This window comes from Scopulibacillus cellulosilyticus (genome assembly GCF_042665295.1).
Taxonomy (GTDB): domain Bacteria; phylum Bacillota; class Bacilli; order Bacillales; family Sporolactobacillaceae; genus Scopulibacillus_A; species Scopulibacillus_A cellulosilyticus.
Map to the genome: position 1 here is coordinate 105,785 of NZ_JBHTCO010000002.1, position 21,088 is coordinate 126,872.

Annotated in this window: 14 protein-coding genes and 1 tRNA gene; 8 read left to right on the forward strand and 7 right to left on the reverse strand. The window is 39.2% G+C overall.

Annotation, left to right across the window (positions count from 1 at the left end; all coding sequences use genetic code 11):
- Positions 1-72 precede the first annotated feature (72 nt).
- Positions 73-1,464, reverse strand: a complete 1,392-nt coding sequence (locus ACFQRG_RS01600) for a hypothetical protein (protein ID WP_380962946.1) — start codon at positions 1,462-1,464, stop codon at positions 73-75.
- A 420-nt stretch (positions 1,465-1,884) separates the two neighbouring features.
- On the opposite strand from ACFQRG_RS01600, the gene ACFQRG_RS01605 reads away from it, so the two are divergent.
- Positions 1,885-2,571, forward strand: a complete 687-nt coding sequence (locus tag ACFQRG_RS01605) for a TerC family protein (RefSeq protein WP_380962948.1) — start codon at positions 1,885-1,887, stop codon at positions 2,569-2,571.
- A 233-nt stretch (positions 2,572-2,804) separates the two neighbouring features.
- On the opposite strand, the gene ACFQRG_RS01610 is transcribed toward ACFQRG_RS01605, so the two are convergent.
- Positions 2,805-4,301, reverse strand: a complete 1,497-nt coding sequence (locus ACFQRG_RS01610; RefSeq protein WP_380962950.1) for a sodium/proline symporter — start codon at positions 4,299-4,301, stop codon at positions 2,805-2,807.
- A 115-nt stretch (positions 4,302-4,416) separates the two neighbouring features.
- Here ACFQRG_RS01610 and ACFQRG_RS01615 point away from each other — a divergent pair, with 115 nt between their 5' ends.
- Positions 4,417-5,112, forward strand: coding sequence for an L-2-amino-thiazoline-4-carboxylic acid hydrolase (locus ACFQRG_RS01615; protein ID WP_380962952.1), 696 nt, complete (start codon positions 4,417-4,419; stop codon positions 5,110-5,112).
- Between the two features lie 280 nt (positions 5,113-5,392).
- Here the strand turns inward: ACFQRG_RS01615 and ACFQRG_RS01620 are convergent, their stop codons facing one another.
- Positions 5,393-6,130 carry a YqjF family protein gene (locus ACFQRG_RS01620; RefSeq protein ID WP_380962954.1) on the reverse strand — a complete coding sequence of 246 codons (738 nt, stop codon included), beginning with the start codon at positions 6,128-6,130 and terminating at the stop codon, positions 5,393-5,395.
- Positions 6,131-6,278: 148 nt separating this feature from the next.
- A tRNA-Gln gene (locus ACFQRG_RS01625) sits at positions 6,279-6,350 on the reverse strand.
- 130 nt (positions 6,351-6,480) lie between these two features.
- Here ACFQRG_RS01625 and ACFQRG_RS01630 point away from each other — a divergent pair.
- A complete protein-coding gene (locus ACFQRG_RS01630) occupies positions 6,481-8,634 on the forward strand; it encodes a transglycosylase domain-containing protein (protein WP_380962956.1) in 2,154 nt (717 codons plus the stop codon).
- Positions 8,635-9,151: 517 nt separating this feature from the next.
- Here ACFQRG_RS01630 and ACFQRG_RS01635 read toward each other — a convergent pair.
- Both ACFQRG_RS01635 and ACFQRG_RS01640 read right to left on the reverse strand, forming a co-directional pair.
- The gene (locus ACFQRG_RS01635) at positions 9,152-10,129 is read right to left on the reverse strand and encodes an alpha/beta fold hydrolase (protein WP_380962958.1); all 978 of its coding nucleotides are present in this window, start codon (positions 10,127-10,129) and stop codon (positions 9,152-9,154) included.
- Between the two features lie 313 nt (positions 10,130-10,442).
- Positions 10,443-12,392: a S53 family peptidase gene (locus ACFQRG_RS01640; protein WP_380962960.1), complete on the reverse strand. Its 1,950-nt coding sequence runs from the start codon at positions 12,390-12,392 to the stop codon at positions 10,443-10,445.
- A gap of 538 nt (positions 12,393-12,930) precedes the next feature.
- Between ACFQRG_RS01640 and hemE the strand changes: the two genes are divergently transcribed.
- From hemE to ACFQRG_RS01665, 5 genes are all read left to right on the forward strand, one after another.
- Positions 12,931-13,971, forward strand: a complete 1,041-nt coding sequence (hemE, locus tag ACFQRG_RS01645) for a uroporphyrinogen decarboxylase (protein WP_380962962.1) — start codon at positions 12,931-12,933, stop codon at positions 13,969-13,971.
- Positions 13,972-14,015: 44 nt separating this feature from the next.
- Positions 14,016-14,927: a ferrochelatase gene (gene hemH, locus ACFQRG_RS01650; protein ID WP_380963239.1), complete on the forward strand. Its 912-nt coding sequence runs from the start codon at positions 14,016-14,018 to the stop codon at positions 14,925-14,927.
- A 2-nt stretch (positions 14,928-14,929) separates the two neighbouring features.
- The gene (gene hemY, locus ACFQRG_RS01655) at positions 14,930-16,300 is read left to right on the forward strand and encodes a protoporphyrinogen oxidase (RefSeq protein ID WP_380962964.1); all 1,371 of its coding nucleotides are present in this window, start codon (positions 14,930-14,932) and stop codon (positions 16,298-16,300) included.
- A 150-nt stretch (positions 16,301-16,450) separates the two neighbouring features.
- Positions 16,451-17,023 carry a TetR/AcrR family transcriptional regulator gene (locus tag ACFQRG_RS01660; RefSeq protein ID WP_380962966.1) on the forward strand — a complete coding sequence of 191 codons (573 nt, stop codon included), beginning with the start codon at positions 16,451-16,453 and terminating at the stop codon, positions 17,021-17,023.
- 115 nt (positions 17,024-17,138) lie between these two features.
- Positions 17,139-19,511, forward strand: a complete 2,373-nt coding sequence (locus ACFQRG_RS01665) for a YhgE/Pip family protein (protein WP_380962968.1) — start codon at positions 17,139-17,141, stop codon at positions 19,509-19,511.
- A gap of 576 nt (positions 19,512-20,087) precedes the next feature.
- Here the strand turns inward: ACFQRG_RS01665 and ACFQRG_RS01670 are convergent.
- Positions 20,088-20,744 (reverse strand): carboxymuconolactone decarboxylase family protein, encoded by a 657-nt coding sequence (locus ACFQRG_RS01670; protein ID WP_380962970.1) that lies wholly within the window; start codon positions 20,742-20,744, stop codon positions 20,088-20,090.
- Between the last annotated feature and the right edge of the window lie 344 nt (positions 20,745-21,088).

The window sequence follows — 21,088 nt, forward strand, 5'->3', positions numbered from 1 at the left end:
TTTACACATGTATTTGAAAGTCCGTTTGAAAAACCTGATTTATACAGAAAAAAAGCTGCAATATAAGCAGCTTTAAACTAAAAACATGGCAACGATTGTTGTAACAACCAGCCCGAGTATAACAGGAATAAGATTCCTTCTGGCTAATTCGAAAGCATTAACATTGCAGATAGCGGCAGCCGGGATAAGTGCCCATGGAATAATTGTCCCGCCTCCGACCCAAATGGCGGCAATTTGCCCCATTGCTGTAAGTGTTGCTATTCCGTGACCGAGCGCACCTGCAAAAAGGTGAGCAACTGAACCAGCAAGTGAAATACCTGAGAAACCTGAACCATCCAGTCCCGTAATAGCACCGACAATCGTTAACGTCCCTGAAGCAACTTCACTATTAACAGGCATTGTATGAGCTAATGCGTTGCCAAGATCGTTGACAATTCCCATCGAATGAGGAAGGTTTTGACCAAATACCGCTTTAAAACCGTCATCGCCAATATAGAAGAATGCTGCGATGGGGATGACAGGTCCGAAAACCTTGAATCCGAACTGAAGCCCTTCAATGAGGTAAGAGGTTATTTTTTCCAACCCCTCATTTTTATGAGCGCAAAGCGATATGATCATAAGCAAAAAGGTAATTGTACCGCCGATTAAAGCAGTAGCATCTCCGCCTTGAAGATGAAGGACGATCATACCGGCAACATCCAAGATTAAAAAGACGGGGATCAGAATAGCGAATATGACCTGGGCTTTATAGGATAATATTTTTTTATTTATAGCTTTTTTATTTGTTTTCTGGAAGTCAGTGCTGTTGACAGCCAGTCGGCCAAGACGCATATCACGTTTGAGCAAGAAGAAGGCGGTTACCGTTGTGACAACCCCCATAACGATAACAAGAGGGACACTTGCTTTCATTACTTCAGATACTGGAATACCAGCCGCATCAGCAGTTAACTTGGGGGCGCCTTGAATAATATAGTCTCCTGACAGAGCAATACCGTGACCAAAGAGATTCATAGCAATTGCCGCACCCATTGCCGGAAGGCCGACTCTTGTAGCAGCTGGAAGCAAAACGACACCTAACAAAGCAATAGCAGGTGAAGGCCAAAAGAAAAATGAAACGACCATCATTAGCGGTCCAGTAATCCAAAAAGCCAGAGTTGGATTTTTAATCAGTTTTGTAAACGGAGCAATCATTGCGTCATTTATTCCTGTTTTTGTCATAACATGACTTAACGCGACAATAATTGAGATAACCAAAATGGTGCCCAATAACTGGGTGATCGCATATATTAATCCATTAAAGACACTGCTGATAGCTGTTGTAAATGAAGCTGTTGCCATGAGTCCGATAATAAAGATACCTAATATACAAACGAGGGTCGTATCACGTTTAAAAACCATAAAGCCAATAATTAATAAGATAAACACCACATAAACCCAATGAACAGCAGTTAACTCTATCCCCATCTGCCTTGCCTCCTGTGATGTTTCATTTTTATGTCAATAAATTATGCGAACGGTCATCAGAGTGTGATAGCCGCCTAAATTAATGAGCAATTTTTGTAAAATGAACTTCTCATATTTCCGGGGAAATGATGAGAATGTGTCGGAATAAAAATATCTTTGTAATTGTTATAAAAGCTATTGACAGACGGCTTTTTATGAATTATGATTATTTTAAATAAAATAGCTTCTCAAAGGGGAGTAGCTGTACAACTTAGGTCGTCATTTCGGGATAACATCCCCGGCCTTTGTTGGCAACGAACGGAACGTTGTTAGCAAGACCTTTGCCATGTTTTAATTGGTAAAGGTCTTTTTATATGCATAAAAACAGCCTTTACCAAGTGGTAGGGGCTGTTTTTTTATTTTAAAAAAAGGGGATGTAAAATGGAATTTCTAATGACAATTGATTTTTGGACGGGATTGCTTCTGATAGTCGGTATTGATTTAATCCTTGCAGGAGATAATGCGATTGTTATTGCGTTAGCGGCGAGACGTGTACCGGAAAAGCAACAAAAGAAAGCTATTTTATGGGGAACGATTGGTGCTGTTGGCATTCGTGCATTAGCTACTTTGATTGTTGTCTGGTTGTTAAAAGTGCCGGGATTGCATTTTATCGGCGGTTTGTTATTAATATGGATTGCCTATAAGCTGTTAGTCGATGATAAGGATCATAAGGATATAAAAGCAGAAAACAGCTTAATTGGCGCGGTTCGAACGATCATTATAGCCGATGCATTAATGGGACTTGACAATGTGCTGGCAGTCGCAGGCGCAGCACATGGCAGTTATTTATTAGTGGTGTTGGGACTTATAATTAGTGTGCCGATGATCATGGGGAGCAGTGCAATTTTTCTTAAATTAATTAATAGATACTCTTGGATTATTTATGCCGGATCAGCCATACTTGCTTTTACCGCCGGCAAGATGTTAATGAGCGAACCGCTTATCGATCAATTTTTTAATGATTTGCCGATAATTAAATGGGGTCTTATTATTATTATGATCGTAGCGGTGCTTTTGTTAGGAAAAAGAACAAATGATAAGGTAAAACGTTATCGTCAAACGGCTTAAGAACGTTATATGATGTTTCGAACAAAAAATAGGATTGACATCATTCAGACCTATCAAATATGAATTTTGATTAAGAGTTAATGTTTATCGTTATTTAAAGGGTTTTAGAAATCAAAAATCACCCGTGATCGAGATAATCCAGATCACGGGTGATTTTTCTAACTAAAATAGACCTTTACTCTAAGTTGAAGGAGGACTGCAGTAAACAACTTAAAGCGTCAAATTTGTACGATTTAACCTAACTGTTCGTTAATTTCATTTTCAGATTCAGTTATAAATTCATTTTTAACAGCCTTTTTATCCGGCATCAAAAGACTGACAATAATCCCGACTATAAGCGCAATGAAAAATGTGCTGGCTCTTGAAGTTATGATTTGTTCTAACGGTGAACTTGCCCAAACAATTGCACTAATAAAGCCAGTGACAATAGTTGCTACGATTCCGGCGCCGGAAGCCCTTTTCCAGAAAAAGGTCAAAAGAATAGCTGCAGAAAAAGTATTTCCAATACCAGCCCAAGCAAAGCTGACAACAGTATAGATTAAAGACTTTGACAATAGTGCTAGAATAAGTCCAAGGACGCCGCCAACAATAACAGTTATTCTGCTAATTTTCACAAGAGATTTACTCGATAATTTTAAACCTAATGATTTGTGAATAATATCTTCACTAATTGATGTTGTTATCACCATTAATTGTGAAGAAGCGGTTGACATAATAGCAGCCAATATACTCGCGATAAAAATACCTGTAGCCCAAGGCGGTAACAAATGCGACAACATATAAGGCAAGATTAATTCAGAGTCGGATAATGTTCCTTGTTTGTATAAAGTTATTCCGAATATACCAACTAAAAAGGCGCCGATATAAACAATTAAAGTCCAAGCTATTGCCACAACTTTGGCAGTCTTTGCTTCTTGTTTATCTCTTAAAGCCATGAACCTTGAACTTAGTTGAGGCTGACCGCCAAGCCATCCAAAGAACCAAGAAAAGTTTGCAAATAATAAAATTCCTAATCCAATACCCGATAATCCGCCTATCCAGCTGTCTCCCCCATGTCCCATGTGAGTTAATGACTGGGAGATTGATAGACCATGGGCATGTATTTCTGTAAAAGCAACAATCGGTACGACGATAAAGGTAGCAACCATGAGGAAACTTTGGACTACGTCCGTCCATACGACAGACATAAAGCCTCCCATACATGAATAGGCGATAATAATAACAGAAAGAATGATTGTCCCCCATGTTACATTAATTCCTGAAATAGAATATAAGGTTTTCCCGGTTCCGGCAAATTGTCCGGATATATAGAAAACAAAGAAGACACCGATAATAATGCTTGATAACCATCTAATAATATGACTGTGCCGGGGAAATTTAACAGCCAGATAATCTGAAAGCGTGTATACATCATATTTTTTTCTTTCATTCATAAACTTTTCTGAAAGGAACAACCATGAAAAAATAACGCCGAAAAACATGCCGAATAGAATCCAAATACCCGACAGGCCAGTGACATAAATAAAACCTATCGCGCCTAAAAACATATATGCTGATTCTCCGGTAGCTCTTTCAGAGAAGGCTAACGCCCAGCCGGGTAATCTGTTTCCGCCTAAAATATAATCACCGTGGTCTAAATCTTTTTTACTAAAGTAAACGCCGATGCCTAACATGAATAAAAGGTAAATAGCAACCTCAATAAATATTATATAAGTGCCTGAATTGATCATGATTTTTCTCCTTCCTGATGTAAATGGTGAATTCCTATAGGATTTGTATGGATTGAATAAACTTAATTTAAAGTATATAATGAAAAAAATCAACATTTAATTTTGGGGGAACGCTATGGAAACAATAAATAAACCATTACCGCCTTTATCAATGTATAGAATTACCGCAAAGCTGTTTACCCATCTGGAAAAATCTGTGACCACCGCCTTCGAAAATGAAGGCAGGGAGCTCATTCAAACTGGCGTTAAAAAGTTTGGCTTTAAAGATGCCAATGATATTGCCGAGCAAGCGTCAAATGAAGGTGAAGAGCATGTTTTGCATCAATATATTCCTGAAAACTTTGATGATGTAAATAAATATGGCGATACAACGATTTATGGATTAATGGCTAAATTATTTGCACAAATTGCTAAAACGGTTGTAGATGAAAAGGGTGAAGAGGGTAAAGACGCAATAAAAGAAGGCGTCAGAACCTTTGGAGAGGAGCGAGGCAAGGGTATCGCCCAAAGAGCAGAACATCTCGGCAAACCAAATACGATTGATAATTATCTATCAAACTATGATATGGGCCGCAGTGACTTGTTTAAATATGATAATATTTTTAAGCCTTACACCATTGAGCAAACCTTTACTCAATGTCCTTTTGGCGGGCAATGGGCAGATGATAATATGCATGAGTACGGAATTTTATACTGTCAGATGATTGATCCCGCAGTAGCTAAAGGCTATAATCCGAAATTTGAAGTTGAACATGATCAATACATCCTAAAAGAAGGCGTATGTCACTTTAATTTTAATTTAAAAGATTAAAATATAATTTAGGATTATGGATAATTATTTAATGTTCTTTGCTAAATTAAACAATTTTTAAAAGATATGAAACCGATTCTTTAAGGGGAATCGGTTTTTCCTCTTATTTAAGATTGTTACTCTATTTCCAACCAGGTTTGAGACCATGTTTCAATCTCATTCAAAACAGGTTTTTTTATGCCTTTTCCGTGTAATGGACATTTAAAATGAGGTTCTTTACAATATGCCGCTCTTGGTTTATTTAGTCATAATTTTTTCTTCCATCCAATCAGTATGATCATCACTTTCTCACCCGCACTAACGGCCAAATAAGCGCTTTATTACGCGAAGCATAATGCAATACTGGTTTTTTATCGGGCAATGAGATCCTTTGTGAAGAAACGAGTGTATCCGTTAAAATTTCCCCCTCTGCCTTTTGAAGCTCCCACTTTTCGTGATGAATATCGCACCGGTACAGCTTATTTCTATTCATTGTATAGAAACAGTACCGCTCAGTCAGCCATTCATCCAATGTGCCCTTTTCGGATTTGTAAGTTGACGAAATTGAAGAAAATGTTCCTTCGAACTCTCCATTTGAACTATTCTTGTCTTGCCGGCTACTTTTATAGGTGATGGCTCCATTCTGTTTCGTTAAATCAATTTTTGAAAAATAATAAGGCAGCGGGGTTAAGGTCCGTGCTGCAACAGACGCCATCCAGTGGCCGGCATCAAGACTGAAGAAGTAGACACCCGGTTTATTATCATAAGTAACGTAAGTCCGGACGTTAATTTCGGGAAAGGCATTTGTTAAAGGAATAGAAAATACGTCCCTTACCTTGAAATCCGTGATATGAAAGGGGATGATGCCGATCCATGCCCGCCCGTCAAAGGTATCAATATATAATTGCTTTGGAACTTTATCCCTGATATCATCAAAATCAATTGGCCAGTGGATAAAAAATACGTCATTCCAGGTTTGTGTCATCATCCAAGGGCGGATTGGCAAAGGAAACGGCCGGTGATTGGTTTGCATTTTCATGATTGATAACCTCAAGTTTAAGCATTTTTAAAAAAGGAACCAAAAATAAATCTTTTGGTTCCTATTATGGTATGAACTAAAAAGTTATGGTATTATATGTCGAATATAAAGGGGAGTGGAATTCACACCCCGAAAAAACTTTTAAAAACTGGGATAGCAGGATTCGAACCTACGCATAACGGAGTCAAAGTCCGTTGCCTTACCGCTTGGCTATATCCCAACGTTGACAATTTTAAGATAACCGCTTCACAAATAAAATATACGTCGAAAATTCAACTGGATTTAAATTCATGTTTTGGAGACTTTTGAAGAAAATATAAGAAATAGATCGTTTTTGGGGAGGTGAAGATTTGCTGAAAAAGGTTCTGATCGCTTTTGAACTTATTTTAGGAGTCTTTATCTTAGGGATTTTCGGTTACATTGCCATAATTTTTGCCGGGGATTTAATGATTAATAAACAAGATCTGGTTATGGATACAACATCAAAAATTGTTGATGAGAATGGTCACACGATATCAAGCTTATTTATTGAAAACCGGAAACCGGTCTCAATTGATCAAATACCGAAGCATGTTCAAGAGGCTTTTATATCAGCTGAAGATACACGTTTTTACAAACATCATGGGATTGATGTAAGGGGAATATTCAGGGCGCTTGGTAAAGACATTTTAACTGGAAGTAAATCACAAGGCGGCAGTACGATAACTCAGCAATTAGCAAAAAGAGTCTTTTTGACAAGTCAAAAATCAGTGTTTAGAAAGATAAAAGAGATGATTATTGCGCTTACGCTTGAAAGACGCTACAGCAAGCCGCAAATTTTGGATATGTATCTTAACCAAGCCTATTTTGGGGAAGGAGCTTACGGGATACAAGCTGCTTCAAAATACTTTTTTAATAAAGATGTCAGTGATTTGACTGTTGAAGAAGGAGCGACGCTTGCGGCATTGATGAAGTCGCCGTACGAGTATTCGCCGGTTTTGCATCCAAAACAGTCAATTCAAAGAAGAAATTTGGTTCTGCAACTCATGGCTAAGCAAGGTTATATTTCGACACAAGAATCGGTGAGATATCAAGGAAAGACGCTGGGCCTTAATGTTGAAAAAACAACAAATCATCCAGAATATTATACTTACATTGATATGGTCTTAGATGAGGCTAAAAAGAAATATCATCTTTCCAACAAAGAGGTTATGACAGGCGGGTATAAAATTGTGGTGCCAATGGATATTGAGGCTGAAAAATCATCGTATGAACATTTTAAGGATAAAAGGTATTTCCGCGGCTCAAATCCTAATCAATCACCGCAAGGCGCCTTTATCCTTATGAATCCTAGAACCGGCGGTGTCATGGCCGTTCAAGGCGGGCGGGATTACGTGAGAAAAGGTTTGAATCATGTGGATATGGATCGGCAGCCAGCTTCTGCCTTTAAGCCTTTAGCGGTTTACGGACCGGCCCTTGATTCAGGCAAATATCAGCCTTATTCACTTTTGACAGATAAAAAAATAACGTATCACAAATATCATGATTATACACCTACAAATTATAATCACGTCTATACGGGGAAAATGACGATGTATGACGCATTAACGATTTCCGCTAATGCGCCTGCTGTGTGGTTATTAAATCAAATTGGTGTTAATTACAGTAAAGAATATCTTGACAAGCTTGGATTAAAAATTCCTGATAAGGGGCTGGCGATTGCGCTTGGCGGGCTAAAAGAAGGCGTGACACCTTTGCAGATGGCTGCAGCTTTCAGTTCGTTTCCAAACGGCGGTACCGAAGTGAAGCCATATTTTATCCAGTCGATTTATGACAGCAATGGAGACTTGATCGCCCATGCAAAAAGGAAGGCAACGAAAGTTTTTAAGAAGCAAACAGCCTGGTATATGACCCAAATGCTTGAGAATGTTGTCAAAAATGGTACGGGGAAACAAGGACATGTCAATACTGCCCTTGCAGGAAAGACTGGATCAACAGCGTATGGACAAAAAGGGCTGGGGGACGCATGGTTCGTTGGTTATACCCCTAAGGCTGTCGGATCTGTATGGATAGGCTATGATAAAACAACCAAAGATCAATATCTGACAGGCGGAAGCGGGGATGCGGCTATGTTGTTTAAAGATATCATTAACGATTTGCCTGACCAACAAAATCTCTCATTCCATAAACCGTCAGATGTGGACAGTTTAGATACGCCGATCCGCTTAGGCAAAATAACCGATTTAAGAGCCAACGGTACGATTGGCCATATGGGAATGCCTGCTGTTAAACTTACCTGGACACCGCTTAAGGATGATCGTATTGTTTATCGCATTTACCATATTAAAGACGGAACGAAAACCGAGATCGGTGAAGTAACAGGAAAAGGTGAGTATGTTGCCGATTATATTAATCCTTTGCACACAGGTTCATTCGAAGTAGTTCCGTACAACCCGCAAACAAAACATGAAGGGAAACCATCTTCCAAAGCGAAGGTTGATTGGGTCCCAAGCTTTTTAAGATGATAACCGGGCGTTTTATGCCCGGTTTTTCTTACATTATCAGAAAGTATATCTTGGCAACAAAGATGAAGATTCGACGCAGCTGCCAAGATAAGGTCGATAGTATAAGAGCAGCTAGGCCTCTGTCTTCGCCTATTAAGGCTTGCCAATCGGCAAGTTTTCTTTATTAAAAAATTCTGTTATCGCTTGGGCAACAAGCTTAATCTGATCGTTTAGATTTGTTCTTGAAAAAGTAAAGGAGCGAAAGTTTGAATTTGTGAGCGGCTTTTAAAGATTAGGAGCGAAAATTGAAATTTATGAGTGAAAGTCTAAAAATTATGAGCGACTTTTCAAAGTTTATGGGCGAAAACTAAGAATTAAAGAGCAAACTTTTATGATTATGAGCGAAAGTTTAAATTTATGTGTGAAATTCAGCATTTATGAGCGATTTAAAATGTTTAGGAGCGAAAATCTCCATATAGGTGCAGTCTTTTAAAAATTCATCATATGATTAACGCTCCTTTTTTAAAGGAGCGCTTTTTTAATCATATACAGCGTGCTTGATTAAGAACTCATTAAATTTTTCGGATTCCTCAAAATGGGGTGAGTGGGCGGAATGTTCAAACCAGATATAGCTCTTTTGCGGGGCCTTAAGTATTTTGTAATATTCTTCGGCTAACTCATACGGTGTGAGATAATCGTGCCTGCCGATACAAAAAAAGACCGGAACTTGTACTTCTGTTACTTGTTCAGTAAGGTTAACCGCGCTCATTTCATCGTGTATATGACTCATGCTAAATTGTTGGCCTTTAATATGTTTAAAAAGATCAATCAAACGATATTCGGAATTTAAAAGCATGTATTTGGAAAACTTAGCTACTAAATTTTTTTGTTTATAATATCCGCCAAATTTTTTTAACCATTTTTGATGGATGCGTTCGTGTTTTATGTTATTCCAAGGCGGTTCGCCAATCGCTTGCAGCTCGAGGATTGCCTTTTTATTTTGGCTGACTTTTGCACAACGCAACGTATACTCGTAAGAAATAAAGTCGCCTTTGTTAATGTCTGCTACTTGGCCGACACCAAAATAGGCGTAAAACCATTCCGGACGTTTTTGAACGGCTAACATGCCAATGATCGACCCCCAAGAATGTCCAACTAAATAAACTTTTTCATGTTTTAATTCTTGGCGCAGCCACTGAACAACTTCCAATAAGTCTGAAACGAATTGATTAATGGTCATTGAAGTTGCGGTTAAATGTTTAGAATATGATAATCCAGCGCCGCGCTGATCCCAATTGACTACAATAAAATGTTCCTCAAGTGTACTCTGGAAAGGGCGGGCAAACCCAATTTGCGCTGCGCCGGGACCGCCGTGTAAAAAGAGCAGAATTGGATTTGAGCGGTCAGTGCCGCGTATCATTATCCATTGGTCGATCTTGCCGATGGTTACTTTTTTTAAGGTTATAATGCCTTGATCTTTGTTTTTTTTATAGGGTGTTTTTCTTATCCACATCATTTAATCTCCTATAAAGGAAGTTCAAAAAGTCCGGGAAAAATAGCTATCGAATTTCTTCGTCACTCGGTCTCTCCGGTCCTCACGTATTACATCCATACGCTCCGGTCCTCGAGACTGTCGTTCCTCGAACTTCTCGGCTCTTTTTGTCCTCCTTTTTGAAAAAATACTATTAGAGGAAGTTCAAAAAGTCCGGGAAACATAATACATCATTTATAATAAGTCTTTCATACTTATACTAACATTATTTATATACAAAACATAAAAACCCCCGGATTATCCCGAGGGTTGATGAATGATAGATTTATTTTTAATTCTAATGGTGATCGTGTCCGTCCGGTCCGGGGCGCTTTGGTCCCGGTTTTACCCATTGGTGTGCAAAGTGATCAGCTAATGAAGCGACATCTGGTACGCCGAGCCCGGTTGCTTGATTATAAACAGTCCCTTTAGTACCTGTATAGAACAGATTGTCATTTGTTGATCCGGTTGTATTTAATGGCTTAAATGGCGAATTTTTCCCCTTAGCAAAATGATAGATTTGCGGGTTCCAGAAACCGACTTGTGTATGGTCAGCGCTGTTAATAAGTGCTGTTAATCCATTAAGCTGCGGTGATACAAAGCTTGTTCCGCCGTATACAGCCCATTGGCTGTTGGAGCCCTGTTTTCCTGGATCGCTTAGGTATACTTTATATCCTGTATACGGGTCGGCATCCATTGAAAGGTCAGGCATGTTTCTGCCCTTTCCGGTTCCTTTGACGAGTTCCGGTGTGACACGCTGAACAGAAGTATAATCACTGCTAGGTTCCCATTGTTTTACTGCTGTGTATGAATTGACGCCGGGCACGCCTTTCTGATAATCAGGGGTATCAAAGAAAGCGCTGAAACCGCCGCCGCCGCCGGAGAAGTATTTATTTGCCCAGCCTTGCGGGTTATTGTATCCTAATGAATCAAAGTATTTATACAGATAGTCCCAGCCCCATGCACGTTCATCGTCGACTGAAACTTTGACGCCGGTTTTTGTTGTTGTATGCCATGGTAAGGTTGTACCGCCGGCAGCTGTGACATAAGGACTGTCGGCAGGGTTATCAACTGACAGCTGATAAGTTCCAGGCGTCCTTGTAGCATCGTAAGCTGCCGCATCGCCTGACGCCGCAAACATAGAAATGCCCTGTGCAGCGGCTTGCATATAAAGCTGATTGAATACTTCGGCGTATTCAGGCGATTCTACTTTTTGGTTAACCGAGTCGATAATCGCTGTTTCGCTGAGTCCCCAGCTGACAGAGATTTGCTTGGCTTTATTTTCGTTGATAGCCTGTGCGTAGGCATCGACAAATCCAGGGTCAGTATTTGGACCGACATAGACGTTAATATCCGACATTGGCGCCAGCGCCCCGGATTGTTCAACATCCAGAGAAGTTTCCTCATAGCCGTCCCAATTAGAGCCGCCGTCAACATTAGTCACTTTAATACGATCTGGCTTAACCTTGATGCCTTCTTCTTTCCAAAATGAATAGGCATCTTCCGGGTTAAAGTTAGCCAATGTGACAATGCCGATCGTTTGTCCTTGACCTTTAGCGCCTTTATCATAAAGCGGCTGGACGTTGTAGCGTTTAATTAAATCCTTAGGATCGAGGCTAAGCGGACCTTCAGGCGAATTATCTTTTTGTTTAATTTCTACAGGTCTTTTAACTGCAAGTGATTTAAAATTAGAATAATCACTCAGCCCTAAAATAGCGAGAATATTTTCGGCCACATTTTTTGGCGCTTTAGGCTGTTTCTTTGTTGCATGAAAATGTTTGCCTTTAAATTTTGCTTTTTTAATATCAACGCTGAATGCTTTATTAAATTGGCTGACAGTTCCTGTTGCGGTAATGACAAGATTATCATCATATACTTTGCTGGATATGCCGAATTGACGAAGATAATGTGTAACCGTATTGATTTGGTTAGGACGGGCACCATATTTTGCTTTAAATTGATGAGTGCTTAAATATTTTCTGTAATGATGAGATTCAGGGGATACTGTTTCATTAATAAAATGTTTAAGCGCATCCTTATTGTGAACCTTCATGACGATATCAACGGTAATACTCGTGTCTGGATCAAGATCCCCAAAATAGTTTGCGTTTTGCAGGACAGCTGGGCCAGTGCCTTGCGGGATGGACTGAACCTTTGGTGTATCAGCGGATGCAATGGACGGCACAGCACCGAGCAATAGTGTACCGGCGGCAACGACCGACAATACTTTATTTTTCATTCTTCTCATCGGTGCTTCTCCTCTCGAAAAAATGATTAAAATAAGTTCTTACATTGACTGATCATTTTAGAAGTTTTTATTACCCCATTTAATGTAAAACTATCATTTAACACCTCCGTTACTTTTTTAATAGTCAGAATATATTCCCATCATACACCAATTTATAGAGAAGAAGAAATAGTGACAATGAACTAATAAATGCAGAGATTCGCTTTGCTATGCGTCTTTGGAACTGGTCTTTTTGGAATATAAATGAATGGAAATATTACCTAAGGCTTACAATAAAGTTGTAAAAATTCATTTTAAAATACCCCCTTGTTCCAAATTGAGGAAAAAACAGGTCTATTTTATGAACAGATTTATATTTTCAAGAAAATAGCTGTATTTATGAAATGCATGTCAGAGGACTTTTAGATAAAATGGATATTGGATGATAAAAAACTTGTTCAAAGAGCCACGGAAACAGACTGATTTATCCCGATGTTTTTAGACCTGCTGTTTTTCTCCTTTTTGAACACGTATTGTAACGGATAGGGAAGGGTGTCTTATGGGAAAAAAGTTCAATGATACGTTTTTGAAGGCTTGCCGCAAGGAAGAAGTACCATATGTACCAGTATGGTATATGAGGCAGGCAGGGCGTTATCAACCTGAATATCGTGCAATCAGGGAGAGGTATTCCTTTTTTGAAATTAATGAAAACCCGGAAGTTTGTGCAGAAGTGACCCGGTTGCCGGTTGAGCAGCTTGGGGTAGATGCGGCCATTTTATTTGCTGATATTATGACTCCTTTAAAACCAATTGGTGTTGATGTTGAAATTGTTGAAGGTATCGGACCTGTCATTGCCAATCCGGTTTCGACGATACATGATATACAAAAACTAAAAGATTTAGCTCCAGAGAAAGATGTCCCTTATATACTGGACACAATTAAACTTTTAAGAGAACAGTTAGATGTCCCTTTGATAGGCTTTTCAGGGGCGCCGTTCACATTAGCCAGCTATTTAATAGAAGGCGGGCCTTCGAAGGGGTACTATAAAACAAAAGGATTTATGTATTCAAAGCCTGAAGAATGGCAGGCTTTAATGGATAGGCTTGCCGAAGTGACGGTGACCTATTTACAAGCGCAAATTCGTTCAGGCGCTCAGGCTGTACAAGTATTTGATTCCTGGGTAGGTGCTTTAAGTGCTGAAGATTATAGAAGGTACATTGCGCCTACGATGGCGCGTATTTTTAAGGCGTTAAAAGAAACGGAAACCACTGTACCTTCCATTTATTTCGGCAGCGGTTCAAGCCACTTATTAGAGGAGTGGAACAAGCTCCCGGTTGATGTTTTATCAATTGATTGGCGAATTTCAATTGAACAGGTCAGAGCATTAGGGGTAGACAAGGCGTTGCAAGGCAACCTTGATCCTTCGCTGCTGTTAGCACCTTTTGAGTTATTAAAAGAACGCGCGAAGGAAGTCATTGACCAGGGAGCAAGCCGTCCAGGCTATATTTTTAACCTTGGACACGGTGTCTTTCCCTTTGCAAATGGTGAGACGTTAAAGAAACTAACTGATTATGTACATGACTATACAAGCAAAATGTAACGGGAGTGTTAAAATTGAACAAACAGAGAATAGGGCTGCTTGTTATGGCTTATGGCACGCCATATAAGCCGGAAGATATTGAGCCTTACTATACACATATTCGTCATGGAAGGCGGCCATCTGACGCTCATCTTGAAGATTTAAAGCAACGCTATCAATCCATTGGCGGAACGTCGCCTTTAGCAAGAATTACTAAAGAGCAGGCTCTCGGTCTTGAAACGCGTTTAAATGAATGCCAAGACGATTATGAGTTTAAAGTATATATTGGTTTGAAACATATACAGCCATTTATTGAAGATGCAGTTAAGGACATGCATAAAGACGGCATTAAAAAGGCAGTCAGCCTTGTTCTTGCTCCCCATTTTTCAAACTTCAGCGTGGAGTCTTATAACAAACGGGCGGCTGAGACTGCTGAAAAAATTGGCGGTCCTGAGATTATGTCGGTTGAAAGCTGGTATAAAGAACCTAAGTTTATACAATTCTGGGTGAATCAAATCAATAAAACCTTTAATAAAATTCCGGAAAACGAGCATGATCAATCGGTTGTCATTTTTTCCGCGCACAGCCTTCCGGAAAAAATCATCAGCCAAGGAGATCCATATCCTGCTCAATTGGAAGAAACGGCTAAATTAATAAGTGAACAGGCAGGTATTAAGCATTGGGCACTCGGCTGGCAAAGCGCCGGCAATACGCCGGATCCATGGATAGGTCCCGACGTTCAAGATTTGACCCGTGATTTATACGAGCATGAGGGGTATAAAACTTTCGTTTATTGTCCGATCGGATTTGTCGCAGAACATCTTGAAGTTCTTTATGATAATGATTACGAATGCAAGGTTGTCACCGATGAATTAGGGGCCAAGTATTATCGTCCGGAAATGCCAAATGCTAATCCGGAATTTATAGATGCGCTTGCAACTGTTATATTGAAAAAATTTGCTGGAAGAAGTGAATAATTGTGAAGAAGCGTGTGGTTGTCGCAGGAGGAGGCTTGACAGGACTGTCAGCCGCTTACTATCTTCAGAAACAAGCTGAAGCTCTGGAAATAACACTTGTCGAAGCCAGTGATAAATTTGGCGGGAAAATACAAACTGTTCATCAAGACGGCTTTGTCATTGAACGAGGCCCTGATTCATTCCTAAAGCGGAAAAAAGAAGCGCTCGAATTAGTTGAAGAACTCGGTTTGGAACATGAAGTCGTCTCAAATCATACCGGTAAGTCGTATATTTTAAAAGATGGTGAACTTCATCCGATTCCGGAAGGATCTGTCATGGGCGTGCCTACCAGCATCAAGTCACTTATGGAAACAAAGCTCCTCTCTGAAGAGGGGAAGGCGAGAGCCCTTAACGATTTAATTTTACCGAAAATGCCTGCGTTTGATGATACTTCTGTCGGCGAGTTCTTTAAATATCATCTCGGCGAAGAAATGGTTGATCATATCATCAGTCCTTTATTATCAGGGATTTATGCCGGGAACATTTATAAATTAAGTCTTCAGGCAACGCAGCCCCAATTTATTAAAGTAGAAAAGGAATCCCGCAGTTTGATAGCGGGACTCAGAGCACCTGAGAATACGAATGAAGGCAAGTTTGCAACATTAAAAAGCGGATTGAGTCATTTAGTTGATAAGCTGGCCGAATCCTTAAACCAATGTTCCTTAATGACAGGCACAAAAATTACCGGGATAGATAAGCAGGAGCAGCACTATTCACTGCAGTTATCGAGCGGTCAACAACTTCTGGCCGATGCTGTTATTTTCACAATACCGCATGACATGACGGCAGGCCTTCTGCAAGCCCCTTATCTGAAAAATAAGCAAGCAGATCCTAATACGTCAGTGGCAACCGTTGCCATGGCTTTTGATGAAGAAGATGTTAAGATGGATAAAAATGGCACAGGTTTTGTCGTTTCAAGAAGAGAACCGGTCTCTATTACCGCATCCACTTGGACCCACATGAAGTGGCCCCATACAACACCAAAGGGTAAAGCGTTGGTTAGGTGCTATCTTGGTAAAGCGGGCGACGACGATATTATTCATCGATCTGACGATGAACTGACTCAGGTAGCATTAGAAAACTTAAGTACGGTTGTTAACATTAAAAAACAACCTCATTTTTCGGTGGTCAGCCGTTGGGAACAGGCCATGCCTCAATATCCTGTTGGCCACAAGCAATGGCTCAAAGATGTCAGAGGGCGTCTGCAAGAAGACTATCCTAACGTTTATTTAGCTGGTGCATCCTATGAAGGCGTCGGTTTGCCGGATTGTATCCGACAGGGTAAAGATGCAGCAAAACATATTATTAATTCCAATCTTTTAAGCCGAATATAAATCAATTCGTACAAGAAAATATTATTATGTCTTTTAACTGAAAAATAAACCGGTAATTATATTGTTTACCGGTTTATTTCATGATATATTATGATTTGTTAGAACTGATTGACCAAAATGTTCATTTGGTCAAAAAAGGTGGGGCTTTTTATGAATGGGCGAAAAGAAAGCATTCTAAAAGCAGCAGAAAAATCATTTGCGCTTTTTGGGTATAAAGGTACGACAATGGATCAAGTAGCGAAAATTGCAAATGTTGGTAAAGGAACAATTTATAATTTTTTCAAAAACAAAGAGGAATTATTTAATGAAATTATGGATCAATTTATACATCAAGCCAAGGTTATTGCGGAAGCGGCCATTGATGAGAATGATACTTTCTTTGTGAATTTGCACCGCGCCCTTTACGGGATCTTATCTTTGAGAAAGGATCATCAGCTGACCATTAAAATGACCCAAGAAGTAAAGGATATCGGGACATTGCCGGCAAAACAAGCCTTAGGTAAATTTGAAGATGCTATTTTATCGTTTCTTGAGAAGCATATTCGGCTGGCTATTGAAAAGGGTGAACTTGTCGATTGCGACCCTGAAATAACTGCCTTTGTTATGCTTAGGCTTTATATCGCGATTGTTTTTGAATGGGAACAAAGGCATGAACCTTTAGATAAAGAGGAGATTGCCGGTTTATTTGATCTTTACTTCGCCAATGGACTTGAAAAAAGATAAAGATCATATATATAGTCATAGATCCCTTGTTATTCATTTTCAAGGGAAATATGTTTGCCTTTTTTGACTGTATGACTGAAATGGTCAATTATTTTCAGGAAGGAAGATGTTGCTTGTGAATGCATTTCGTTTATTTTTTTCAGAACTCGCATCCATTAGGAAAAAACCAAAATTACTGATTTCATTGATCGGTGTTGCTTTAATTCCTATTATATATTGCGGGATGTTTTTATGGGCCTTTTGGGATCCATATTCAAATACTCAAGATTTGCCGGTAGCGGTCGTAGACCATGATAAAGGCGCTATACTGGCAGGAGAACATGTGAATATCGGTCATCATTTAGCAGATGAATTAAAGAAAAATAAACAATTTGATTGGCGTTTTGTCGATGCCGATCAGGCCAAAAAAGGTTTTAATGATAATAAATATTTTATGATCATCACCATTCCAAAGGAATTTTCTAAAGATGCTGCCACAATTAATGATGATAAAATAAAAAAATTGCCGCTCTCATATCAATTAAACAGCGATTACAACTATATTGCTTCGATTATGAGCGAGACAGGGGCTAAAGAAGTTAAAAACAAAGCTGCCAATCAGATCACTGAAACTTATGCGAAAGTTATGTATCATCAATTAGATGAACTATCTGATGGACTTAAAAAGGCTAGTAACGGGGCTGGGAAATTGGCCGATGGCAGCGCGGATGCCGAGAAAGGCCTTAACGCTTTGAAAAAGCATGTGTCAGATTTGGCCAGTGCCAGTGAACAATTAACAAATGGTACGGACCAGATTTCTCAAGGATCAGGTCAATTACACGATGGCTTAACAGCATTATCAAATGGGACACAAGAACTTTATTCACAAACTGAGTCTAAGTCCAACGATATCCAAAAGCTGGCTGATGGTGCCAGCACGCTGGCCAATAAGCTTCGAGAATTAAATCAGGGAATGAATCAATTATCACAGTCTCACGAGCAGCTGACAAACGGTTCGGAACAGATAAAAGCCAATATGGACAAAATAGGCGCTGGTCTTGAGAAGGAACAACAAGCTGTTCAAGCATTTGAAAATGGCGTCAGTCAAGCACAGCCTGTCATTAATCAATTAGGAAATAATATGCAGCAATTAACCCAGCTTGTTGACGGATTAGGCAAAGCGAAAGACAGCAGTGACCAACTTTCCAGTGCACTGCAAGATTATGAGAAAAGGCACCCTGAAGCGGCTAAAGATCCGGATTTTCAAAAGATAATACAAATGGGCGAAACCGAAAATGGTGCTGTTAACCAAGTGAATGAAAAGACGAAACAAATGCTTTCGGAGATCCAGCAGCCTGGTGTCAGCGACAAAGTGAAACAACTTGCTTCAAGTGCCAATCAATTGGCATCCGCTCAGAATGAGTTAGTCAATAATTATAAAAAACTTGAAGAAGCACAGGGTCAAGTGGTTTCCGGTATGGAACAATTCCAAAAAAAGGCTAATCAATTGCCGGGTCAAACGGGTCAATTATCTGAAGGGGCGAAATCGCTTGCTGATGGTACAAATTCCCTTAAAGAAAACTGGGCAACGCTGACTTCCAGTATAGAGAAATTAAATAGCAGCGAGAATCAATTGGTTGCAGGCAGTAAGAAACTGAATGACAGTATCGGGCAGCTGTCTGACGGCATGTCAGCTTTATCTAATGGAACGAATCAAATCGGAGATGGTACATCGAAACTGGCAAACGGTGTGTCTGATATTCATAAAGGCAATCAGGATTTGTTTACGCAGCTTGGCGATGCACATAAAGAAACGGCGGGCATACCAAAAAATAACGATCATGCAGATATGTTTGCAAAACCTATTGATCTGCATAACAACACACACTCGCACGTTAATAACTACGGCTATGGTCTGGCGCCATACTTCCTGTCACTCGGATTGTTTGTCGGGGCATTAATGTTAACGATTATTTATGACTTAAGAAAACCTGCATTAGAGCCAAGAACAGGTATCAGCTGGGCTTTAGGCAAATATTTTGTGATGGCCGTCATGGGTATAGCACAAGCCGTCATTGCCGATATAATCGTCTTATTTGGTTTAGGATTAAAAGTCGGCCATCCAATGACGTTTATTCTATTTAGTATTTTAGCCAGCTTAACATTTATGGCATTGATTCAGTTCTTTGCCAGTGCCTTTGGCAATCCGGGCAGATTCTGTGTCATCATTATCCTTACCCTGCAATTGACAACAACCGGGGGCACATATCCAATCCAATTGATACCGAAACCGCTGCAAAGCATACCGCAATGGCTGCCGATGAACTACAGCATAGCAGGATTCCGAAATATTATCGCCGGGGATCAAACTGGCATGTTAAAACATAACGCGCTCATCCTGGCTGTTTTCTTAGTGGTTATGCTGATACTCAGCATTGTTTTCTTTACTTTGCATAATCGTAAACTGAAAAAGAATCATGCTGAAAATCAAGAAAATATGGCAGTTTAAGGACATAGCTTTTATTTTAATTAACGCCTCAGTTTTTTGTCTGAGGCGTTAATTTTGTTTTATAAAAAACAAAAACATGGAAAAGATCGCATTTTCGGGACTGGCCCCCTTTTATAAAACAATTCGGTTTACATAAAGTGCATTATAAGACTAAAATAAAAATACTTTATTAATTCCAAAAGGGCCGTTTAATTGAATAAAGAAACGCCCGTCTGTCGTCTGTTGCAATTAATGATATACCCCGTATGGGACACATAAGTTATGGGAGATGAATTAAAAAGGGGAAAGAAACTTTTCACTCAATTTTTCTTCATACAATACTTTAAATACTAATGATTTTCAGAGTACAGATACCCCATTTTCCTGACTCTACCCCTATTAGAGATTGTTTCTTCATACATACACCTGCCTAATCTTCTTATAAAGAAGCAAAAAAGGCCGCCTTTCGCGACCTATATAGCCATTCTAAAATAACTTTATCAAAAAAATAAGTTTTTATATTCGTAAGTTTGCCCGCCTATGTAGGTGAACGAAGACCCATAAAGTATGAAGATATATGAATCTTAAATCTCTATTTTATGAATCATATGCATTTAAGGAATTCACACTGTGAGCTAAAGCTGAACCTGCTTTTAATGCCGTTGCAACCATAATAGATTCTGCTAGTTCTTCTTTTGTTACATTTGCCCGTTTTGCCCTTTTCGTATGATCGTCAATACAGTATGGGCATCCCGTTGTATGAGCAACCGCAACCGCAATCAATTCCTTCTCTTTTACACTTAAAGTACTTTCTTTCATTGCTTTTCCATCAAAATCAACAAATGACTTAAAAACTTCTCCATTGAGTTTTGAGAATTCTTTTAATCTATGAAAATATGATGCTCTATACAATTCTTCGTCTTCATTTTGATCGTATGCATTTAAGGCATTCGCTCCATGAGCAAGCGCAGAGCCTGCCTTTAAGGCTGTTGCAACCATTATGGCTTCAGACATTTCTTCTTTAGAAACATCCTTCGATTTTCCTTGTTTAACATGAAGTTCAATACAATAAGGACAGCCTGTTGTATGAGCAACCGCAATGGCGATTAATTCTTTTAGCTTTTTTGTTAGTTTCCCCTCTGCTAATGCCAGTCTGTCAAAATTCATGAAAGCTTTAAAAACATCTGGTACAAGATCACTTAATTCACCAATACGGTTAAAATATGATTTTTTATACAATTCTTCTCTACTCAAAGTTTTCCCTCCCAATTTTCTATACTTCTTTTTTCAATCGTATTAGGATACCTATCTTCTATGCCTATTTATTAACCCTTACTCATGACCATCACCTTTTGTTTTCAAATAAATTATCGCCCTAAGGATTCATACAATTTTATTAACTAAAAACATTTTATTATTTTTACGCACAAATGAAAATTGGCCTATATCTATAACATAAAAGAAGATAGGGGAGGAATTTGATCAAAGATATTGACAAATCTCCCAATCCCTTAGTCAAACATAGTAAAGGCAGAGTTACTGTCTGAAATATCAGTTTGTTATCACAAAACAAATTTACCATACCCCCGATGGGCATG

What these genes read in the sequence shown, in the direction of transcription:
- ACFQRG_RS01600 (WP_380962946.1), bottom strand. Translation starts at nt 1,464, where the DNA reads ATGGGGATAGAGTTAACTGCTGTTCATTGGGTTTATGTGGTGTTTATC.
- ACFQRG_RS01605 (WP_380962948.1), top strand. Translation starts at nt 1,885, where the DNA reads ATGGAATTTCTAATGACAATTGATTTTTGGACGGGATTGCTTCTGATA.
- ACFQRG_RS01610 (WP_380962950.1), bottom strand. Translation starts at nt 4,301, where the DNA reads ATGATCAATTCAGGCACTTATATAATATTTATTGAGGTTGCTATTTAC.
- ACFQRG_RS01615 (WP_380962952.1), top strand. Translation starts at nt 4,417, where the DNA reads ATGGAAACAATAAATAAACCATTACCGCCTTTATCAATGTATAGAATT.
- ACFQRG_RS01620 (WP_380962954.1), bottom strand. Translation starts at nt 6,130, where the DNA reads ATGAAAATGCAAACCAATCACCGGCCGTTTCCTTTGCCAATCCGCCCT.
- ACFQRG_RS01635 (WP_380962958.1), bottom strand. Translation starts at nt 10,129, where the DNA reads ATGATGTGGATAAGAAAAACACCCTATAAAAAAAACAAAGATCAAGGC.
- ACFQRG_RS01640 (WP_380962960.1), bottom strand. Translation starts at nt 12,392, where the DNA reads ATGAGAAGAATGAAAAATAAAGTATTGTCGGTCGTTGCCGCCGGTACA.
- hemE (WP_380962962.1), top strand. Translation starts at nt 12,931, where the DNA reads ATGGGAAAAAAGTTCAATGATACGTTTTTGAAGGCTTGCCGCAAGGAA.
- hemH (WP_380963239.1), top strand. Translation starts at nt 14,016, where the DNA reads ATGGCTTATGGCACGCCATATAAGCCGGAAGATATTGAGCCTTACTAT.
- ACFQRG_RS01660 (WP_380962966.1), top strand. Translation starts at nt 16,451, where the DNA reads ATGAATGGGCGAAAAGAAAGCATTCTAAAAGCAGCAGAAAAATCATTT.